This window comes from Gelidibacter sp., assembly GCF_039916245.1.
Lineage (GTDB): Bacteria > Bacteroidota > Bacteroidia > Flavobacteriales > Flavobacteriaceae > Gelidibacter.
Genome location: NZ_JBDSLS010000199.1, coordinates 1 through 7,567, shown reverse-complemented (window position 1 = coordinate 7,567; position 7,567 = coordinate 1). Strand labels below are relative to the sequence as shown.

At 36.3% G+C, this 7,567-nt stretch carries 7 protein-coding genes and 1 tRNA gene; 4 read left to right on the top strand and 4 right to left on the bottom strand.

The genetic code is table 11. The features are described 5' to 3' along the window. Nucleotides 1-1,086: MFS transporter (locus ABIQ28_RS10695; protein WP_348037104.1), on the top strand; the 1,086-nt coding region annotated here is incomplete at its 5' end. Here ABIQ28_RS10695 and ABIQ28_RS10690 read toward each other — a convergent pair. Together ABIQ28_RS10690 and ABIQ28_RS10685 are read right to left on the bottom strand one after the other, a co-directional pair. Beyond that, the gene (locus ABIQ28_RS10690) at nt 1,083-1,835 is read right to left on the bottom strand and encodes a UDP-2,3-diacylglucosamine diphosphatase (protein ID WP_348037102.1); all 753 of its coding nucleotides are present in this window, start codon (nt 1,833-1,835) and stop codon (nt 1,083-1,085) included. The genes ABIQ28_RS10695 and ABIQ28_RS10690 overlap by 4 nt on opposite strands. A 79-nt stretch (nt 1,836-1,914) precedes the next feature. Next, nucleotides 1,915-2,364: a 6-carboxytetrahydropterin synthase gene (locus ABIQ28_RS10685; protein ID WP_348037100.1), complete on the bottom strand. Its 450-nt coding sequence runs from the start codon at nt 2,362-2,364 to the stop codon at nt 1,915-1,917. A gap of 116 nt (nt 2,365-2,480) precedes the next feature. On the opposite strand from ABIQ28_RS10685, the gene ABIQ28_RS10680 reads away from it, so the two are divergent. Beyond that, nucleotides 2,481-3,122, top strand: a complete 642-nt coding sequence (locus ABIQ28_RS10680) for a 2OG-Fe(II) oxygenase (RefSeq protein WP_348037098.1) — start codon at nt 2,481-2,483, stop codon at nt 3,120-3,122. Nucleotides 3,123-3,292: 170 nt separating this feature from the next. On the opposite strand, the gene ABIQ28_RS10675 is transcribed toward ABIQ28_RS10680, so the two are convergent. Further along, the gene (locus ABIQ28_RS10675) at nt 3,293-3,793 is read right to left on the bottom strand and encodes a GNAT family N-acetyltransferase (protein ID WP_348037096.1); all 501 of its coding nucleotides are present in this window, start codon (nt 3,791-3,793) and stop codon (nt 3,293-3,295) included. A 42-nt stretch (nt 3,794-3,835) separates the two neighbouring features. Here ABIQ28_RS10675 and ABIQ28_RS10670 point away from each other — a divergent pair, with 42 nt between their 5' ends. Together ABIQ28_RS10670 and ABIQ28_RS10665 are read left to right on the top strand one after the other, a co-directional pair. Next, on the top strand, nt 3,836-4,633 hold the full coding sequence (locus ABIQ28_RS10670) for a universal stress protein (protein ID WP_348037094.1): 798 nt from the start codon (nt 3,836-3,838) through the stop codon (nt 4,631-4,633). 88 nt (nt 4,634-4,721) lie between these two features. Further along, nucleotides 4,722-4,795 (top strand) — tRNA-Ala (locus ABIQ28_RS10665). Nucleotides 4,796-4,913: 118 nt separating this feature from the next. Here the strand turns inward: ABIQ28_RS10665 and ABIQ28_RS10660 are convergent. Then, nucleotides 4,914-7,567 (bottom strand): PD-(D/E)XK nuclease family protein (locus ABIQ28_RS10660; protein ID WP_348037092.1); only part of this gene is annotated, 2,654 nt, incomplete at its 5' end.

Genomic DNA, 7,567 nt, shown 5'->3' with positions numbered 1-7,567 from the left:
CTTTCAATAGCTTTGTTCGCCGGTCATATTGTAGATCAGAATGAAAAACGAGGGCTACTGATCAAATGCATTATTGGTTTTTCGGTCATCAGCTTAGGTCTCTTTTTATTGACCTGGCCTATGGTTGTGGCAAATTGGTCCACAAACACGATTCTTTACGGTATTTATGCCTTAGTATTTATGGGAGGATTGGTCAGAGCGTTTATAGGGCCCACCGTATTTTCTTTGATCGCCTTAATAGTTCCAAAAAAATTATATCCCAATGCTGCAACTTGGAGCAGTTCCACGTGGCAAGTTGGTTCAGTTCTTGGGCCTGCATTGGCTGGATTCAGCATTAGTTGGATTGGTGTGCATTGGTCCATGTGCTTGATTATGGCCTTTGCGCTTATGGCTTTAATTAATTTGCTCCGTATTTCTAAGAAACCAATCTTAAATCCTAAAATTGGCGAACCTGTGATGCAAAGTTTAAAGGAAGGCATCAAATTTGTATTTAAGACTAAAGCCGTTTTAGGTGCCTTAACTCTAGATATGGTGGCCGTGCTTTTTGGAGGTGCCGTAGCTTTATTACCCATATTTGCACAGGATATCCTGAAAGTGGGCTCAGAAGGTTTTGGCGTTTTAAGAGCAGCGCCGGCAGTCGGTGCCTTTTTAACCATGTTGATTACAGCTTATATTCCCATTAGTAAAAATGCTGGAATGAAACTCCTAACCGCCATATTTGGCTTTGGCGTTTGTATTATTGTGTTTGGCTTGTCTTCCATTTTCTGGATTTCCGTGATGGCCTTGTTTTTCAGTGGCGTTACTGACGGGGTATCGATGGTGATCCGTCAAACTATTTTACAATTAAAAACACCAGATCATATGCGCGGACGTGTGGCTTCGGTGAACTCCATGTTTGTTGGGTCTTCCAATGAATTGGGCGCCTTTGAAAGTGGATTGACCGCAAAACTCATGGGAACAGTGACGGCCGTCGTTTTTGGTGGCGTCATGACCTTATTAACTGTTGTGACTACTGGAGTCGTCTCTCCATACTTTAGAAAATTAGATCTCATGAAGGATTTGGAGGAGCATGAGAAGGAAACTTAATAGGTTTTTAGTTCCATTTTATCACCATCAAAAACACCATAGGTATAATATTGGATCCAATCGCCTAAGTTGACATATGAAGAATTTTCATTTAACTTAATCTCCATGGGAAGATGTCGATGTCCAAAAACAAAAAAGTCGCGATGTTGGTCTTGGAGTTTTCTTTTGCAATACTGTACCAGCCATTCTTTATCTTCTCCTAAAAATTTGGCATCGTCATCTCCCGAAATCAATTTATTTTTAACAGAAAGATGTTGGGCAATTTTAACGCCCAAATCCGGATGTAACCATCTAAAGCACCATTTGAAAAACGGATTGGTAAACACTTTCTTCATGCGTTTGTAACCTTTATCATAAGGCCCCAAACCATCGCCATGACCTATAAAAAAGGTTTTGTCATTAAAAATGAACTCTTTTGGTTTATGGAAGACATCAATATTCAATTCTTCTTCAAAATACCCATGCATCCACAAATCGTGGTTGCCTACGAAATAGTAGATGGGAATTCCGGAGTCACTAATTTCAGCGAGCTTGCCTAAGGTTCTGGTAAAACCTTTTGGAACCACCGTTTTGTATTCAAACCAAAAGTCAAAGAGATCGCCAAGCAAAAAAATGGCAGCAGCATCCTCCTTGATTTCGTCTAACCAAGCAACGAACTTTTTTTCGCGTGGATAGGATTCTTCTTTAGTAGGAGCTCCCAAATGATTGTCAGAAGCAAAGTATATTTTTTTTCCTTTTGGAATATTCATTAAATAGAGATATTGAAAACAGCCACGAATTTACGAATGTTTCGTGAACGCAGCTAACTGTGGACTGCCCACTGAGGACTTAATTATCGCTCGCATACCATTCTGCAAAACTCGAATCAGTTTCCTGAAGTCTTAAAGAGTGCAATTGAATGTTTTCAGGTAAATATTTTTTTATTTTCCCAGCAAAATCAATGACCATCATTTCACTAGTAGGTTGATAATCGACCAAAAGTACATTGTGGCCGCGAATTTCCAATTCTTTGGCCAATTCTACATGTGGCGTGTTTTTGTTGAATACCGTAGCGTGGTCAAAAACATCAACAATTTCACTTTTAACGATTTTCTTTAAATCTGAAAAATCAATGACCATCCCATATTTCACGTTGGATGTATCACTAATTGGAGTTCCAAACACCGTGACCGATAATTTGTAACTATGTCCGTGCACATTTTTACACTTGCCATCATAGCCATAAAGGGCATGACCAGTTTCAAAAGAAAATTGCTTTGTAATTCGAATTTTGCTCATATAACGTCAATTTATTGCAAAGATATTCAATTTGTAAAAGGAATCTGATTTTAGATTACATTTGATCGAAATTTGGCACTTTTTTATATCCAAAGTCAATAAATAGTTATGATAAAATGAACGCGCTTTTCGAAGATATTGAATTTGTTGAAAATCCCTTATATGAGAGGATTATCAACGATATTGTGACTCAAAAGTATGCCGTCGTTGAAGATTTTTTCACTGCAGAGGAGATTTCCGTATTAAGACAGTCTTTAATCGCTAAACATGAAGAAGACGTCTTTAAAAAAGCAGCAATTGGAAATAGAGTCAATGAAATTATTGTAAAGTCTATAAGAGGCGATGTCATTTTATGGATTGATGAAGCACATACCAACGCGGCTGAATCCTTATTCTTTAATAAAATTAATCATCTAATCACTTATTTGAATAAAACCTGCTTTTTGGGGATTCTGCGTAAAGAATTTCATTATGCTTTATATCCTACAGGCACCTTTTATAAACGTCATATTGATACCTTTCAGAATGATGACCGACGCAAATTATCCTTTGTGTGTTATTTGAACGAGGCCGGTTGGTTGCCAGAGAATGGCGGGGAATTGGTGTTATATTTAGATGACCAAGGCATGGAGGTCGAAAAAATAATTTATCCTTTTCCGGGTCGCGTGGTTATTTTTGAAAGTCAGATTATTGAACACGAAGTAAGGCCGGTCAAAACGGAACGATTGAGCATTACAGGGTGGTTAAAAACTAGATAATCTTACTTCTTTTTTCTTCGGTTATAAACATAAATAACAACCAATATCACGGCTAATACTAAAAACAAGCCATTGCCACTCATAAATTCAAGAAATTCCATAGTTTTTTTTTAAAATATATAGTTCCAAAGGTACTTGTTTTGTTCGCTTGGCAAAATAACATTTCTAAGTTATAAAACCATTTCATAACAGTAAAACGGATGTTCACTTTTGTTGGGAAAATAAATGGATCCTAAACGCTTATAACCACGGCGTTCGTAAAATCTTTGGTTTCTCTCGTTTTGAGAAAAAGTGTCCAATCTGACCGAGTTATACATATTATCTAAAGCATATTTTTCGGCAAAGTCCATTAGTCGTTGAGCAAATCCTCGTCCTTGGTATTCGGGATCCACTGCTAATCGGTGGATATAAATATTTTTACCACTTGGTGTCAGCCATGTTATAGGCTTGTATACATCATCCATAAAGGTAGAAATTACAATAACACCGACGATTTTATGGTCATGCGCCAATACATACAGTTCATCACGTTTAATATCGTTGTGAAAGGCTTCGGCATTAGGGTAGTGCTCATTCCATTGATAGATGCCCTTGCTAGTCATGTTCTTGGCGCAGGCATTTGTCAAGAGCAAAATATTTTCAATATCTGAGGAAGTCGCTTTCCGAATCATTTTAATGTTTATTTTTGCCTAAATTTAGTGTTAAATTTAGATATGAAAAATATATTAGTTCCAGTAGGGACGTCAAATAATGCAGTAAGTCATTTGCAATATGCAGTGGATTTTGCCAGGGCATTTGGTGCAAAGTTATATGTTGTTCAAATATTTAATGTCTACACTAAGGCGGGCACCATGATAAAAGTTGATGATATCTTAGAGAGAGAAAGTTTAGCTTTCTTAAAAGCACACGTGGAAAAAGTGGATACTGCCGGTGTTGAGGTCGTTGTAAAGACCTTCAAAGGAAAATTGGTAGATACTATAGAATTGATTTGTCAGACGGCAGATATTGATTTGATTTTAATTGAGCCAAGAACCAATTCTATCAAAGAAGAGGTCTATTTAGGGAAAACTTCAGGTAAGATTATTAAGCGCACAAATATTCCTGCGTTGATTGTTCCAGAAAACTATAAGTTTGCGCCCATCGAAAATATTTTAGTAGCCTTAAAATCAGCTGTTATTAAAAAAGAAGATGTTTTAGATCCCTTAATTTCTATCAAAAATAAGTTCAAGTCAAAAATTGAATTGCTTTTGGTCCAAACACCATTTCACAACGAAGGCGATTTTGAAGTCAACACGGAATTGGCAAGTTTGGTAGACAATACGATATATAGTGAAAATGCCACAACATTTCAGGGCGTTTTGGAAAACTATAAGGTAAGTAATCCAGACTTGTTATGTGTGGTGCGTAGAAAGCGCGGTTTTTTTACCAAAATATGGGAAAACAATACCATTCTAAAGAAGGACTTTAATAGTTCAAAATTGCCTGTGTTAGTTTTGAGCGGATTAAAATAAACTTCTTTTAATCATTGTAATTAAAAGGCAAAATTGAAGCGGATATATAGAAAAATATAGTAAGTTTGCCGTTCATTAAAATAAATTTGGGGATGTAGCTCAGTTGGCTAGAGCGCTTGGCTGGCAGTCAAGAGGTCGTCGGTTCGAGCCCGATCTTCTCCACAGAAAAAAGCAACGTGAAAGCGTTGCTTTTTTTGTTTTGTTCATTTTGCTAATAATTGAAAGTAGAGTTTAACTTACAAATAAGCTTTTTCAAAATTATTAAAAGTGAATGTTTCCTTTAAAATTTCCGAACCTCTTTCTCGATAAAATCAATTTCAGGATTACAAATCTCTAAAATCAGTTTTTTGAGCTCCCGATGAAAAGCTTCCAAGGTGTCTTTTGATATCCCATGCTCTTTATCTCTGCTTCTTGAAGACGGTTTTATTCCAAACTTTAAGAAATAATCGCCTTGCAAGTTTTTGAAGGAAATGACGCCTGCTTCAATGGTTTGAGAAAACTCTTGGGTCTCATTCATCATATAGGCATAAGCCAAAATCTGGAAGCTTTTACTGTATTTGTTGTAATCTAGCGTGATGTCTTCCCAATCTATAATTTCCACTTGGCCTTGGCTGACTTTTCCTGTCTTGTAATCAATGATCCTGAGTGTGCCATCAAATTCATCTATACGATCCACTGTGCCCTTTAAACGTACTTTAAAATCCAACTCCGGGATGTTAACGAGAATGTCCAGTTCCTTTTCGAGATCTATTATTTTAATTTGATGGCCATCTTTTAAAGTTTCAATTTCTTTATTGATAAAGTTTAAGATATAACGTTTGGCCACTTCAAGAATAATCAGGTTTTTCCCCTTAGTCATATCGCCCTCTTTGTAAAACATCTTAAAGTGATGTGTGACATTAGCATCTATGAGGGTTTTCATTTGCTTTAAGTGTTCTTCGGTCAAATAGTGTCCTTTGTGTGGGGTATAAAAATCTTCCAAGGTTTGATGGATGACGCTTCCTAAAGTGTTGGCTGCAACGGTTTCTTCAACATCTTCAAAGTTTTGAATCTTTAGAACCTTCTCATAGTAAAAATCAAGAGGGTTTCTTATATAATTGGTTAATGAGGATGGCGAAAAACCGTTAGCGGCAATTTGTTGTAAACGTTTGATAACGGTCTCTGTTTTTTTTATGACTTTAGGTTCCTTTTGTGCGACTTCTACTTTTGGAGCGACAATACGATGCTTAATAGTATGAATGTTTTCAATTTGCAGTTGAGTTATAAATCTGCTTTTTTCCCCTCCGTTTAAAACATCTGGTTCAGTGTTATAAATGATATATACATTTTTTGCGCGTTGCAACAATCGGTAGAAGTGATAGGTGTAAACCGCATCTTTTTCTTTATAAGTTGGCAATCCATTTTCGAGCTTTACATCAAAAGGAATGAATGAATTTGTGCTTTTTCCTGCCGGAAGAATACCTTCATTAACTGATGAAATGATCACCGTTTCAAAATCTAAGACACGAGATTCCAGCATACCCATAATTTGTAAACCTTGTAATGGTTCACCTTGAAAATCTAAAGTTTCATTGCTTAACAGTTCTTTGTAGAGATAATGCAAAGTTGTGCTATTGCTTATGAGCTTATAGATTTCGTTATAGCGTTGAAGCTCATTGAAAATTTGATTGAATCGGTATAGGTATTCGAGCGCCAATAGGTTTTTAGATTTTGGTAAATCGAGTTGTGTTTTTAAGGTTAAGATGAGCTGTGAGCAGTTTTCAAATGCCTTTTCAGGGCTATTGTCCCAGGATTGGAATAACGTTGTAATAACATGCTCCTTAGCTTTTGCTAGGGCTATTATTTTTTCAACCGTTAGGGTAACAATGTTATTGCTTTGAATATAGTTTATGATGTGATTACCATAATTATGGTTTTCATGAGTTAAAATAGTCTGGATAAACGAATGTGATAATATAGCCACAACGTCCTTATAATAGAGTTGATTGACATGGTTTTTTTGAATCTTGAACAGCAAGTCAAATAAGGATGCCAAGGGTACTGATTTAAGAGGAAGTCCCATGGTAATATTGATGGCTTCAACTTTTTGAGGGATGGAATTGAGTAAAGGCATCAACAACGTTTCATCGCCTAAAACTACGGCAGTCTTTTTTAGATCGGCCTGTGGCAAGGTATCTAGTAGTTCTCCAATATATTTAACTTGACCAATGTTTTTTGGAACGGCAATCGTATGAATATTTTTTTCTGAACGGTAGTTATTACCAATCCAATTGAGGTCGTTTTGCTTGAAAAACGGCCAGGTTTTTAAATGTTGTCTTATGAATAATCCGGCATCATGGATAGGGTTATCTAAAAAGACGGTATCGATATCCCAATAGATGGTCGCCAGATCTTGTTGTAGTAATTCTTGAATAATGCGCTCTTCAGCCTTATTTAAAGCGTTGAAACCAATGAAAACATGCTTTTTGTTTGGGTGAGAGGCTATATAGGGCTCAAGGCTGTTTGCCGCCTGTCTATAGACTAAGCCTTGATAACCTTTTTTATTCAGAATTAACGCTTCCCTAAACCTATTGTAATATATTTTTAATCGGTTCCAGAAGGCTAAATAATTTTTGATATAAGTGGTTTGCTCTTCTGCTAAAGACCAATGATTGATTTCTTTAATAGATTTTAAATAATCAAAAATATGATCAGGATCGATAAGGTAGCGGTCAATTTCATTGAAATCCTGTAGTAGGAGTTGACCCCATTTTGAAAATTGATCAAAAGTTTCCTGTTCGGGTTCAGGTGTCAATTCCTGATAAACACGATAGAAACTAAATAGAAGTTCGGTGTTGCTGGCGTAATGGAGTTCAGATAAACTTTCAACAAACTCTTCAATGGATAAAATTTCCGGAGCAAAGATGGTTCGATCAATGGATTTAGAAAGGATAT